The following is a 548-nucleotide window of genomic DNA, read 5'->3' as shown; positions in this document are numbered from 1 at the left end:
ACCCGGTACCGTAATCTTCATTTTTCACATTGCAAAGCATCGTTTATGATGATATACTATTCTAAACGAAAATGCTTTCACCATTCATACACGGAGGTATTTTCTTATATGACAACAGCTACATCCTTGCAGCCAGGCACGCTACTACTACAACGTGAAATTTACCTGAGTATTCTAAAAGACCTCACTATCATGGACGATATTTTTATGCGCAACGTTCTAAAAGACAGTGCCTGTACAGAATACATATTAAAGGTCATTATGGACCAGGATAATTTAAAATTAGAAGACCAGATCCTTCAGGCGGACTACAAAAATCTTCAAGGACGTTCTTCCATACTTGATTGCATAGCCTTAGATAATTCCGGCAGAAAATATAACATTGAATTTCAGAATGCAGACAGCGGTGCCTCTTTGAAAAGAGCCCGCTATCACGGTAGCTTAGTGGATGCCACCACATTGGAAACTGGTCAGGTTCCTAACGATCTACCTGATACCTATATCATTTTCATTACGACAAATGATACCCTTGGATTCAATCTACCAAT

1 pseudogene is annotated in these 548 nt (G+C 38.9%); it reads left to right on the top strand.

Annotated features, from left to right (window positions below):
• Positions 1-108: 108 nt before the first annotated feature.
• A pseudogene (locus DWZ93_RS14620) lies at positions 109-548 on the top strand (hypothetical protein); the annotation flags it as partial.

Source organism: Dorea sp. AF36-15AT (genome assembly GCF_003477705.1).
In the GTDB taxonomy this organism is placed as follows: Bacteria; Bacillota; Clostridia; order Lachnospirales; family Lachnospiraceae; genus Claveliimonas; species Claveliimonas ammoniilytica.
The sequence above is the reverse complement of the archived record's forward strand: the minus strand, read 5'-3'. Positions and strand labels throughout refer to the sequence as shown.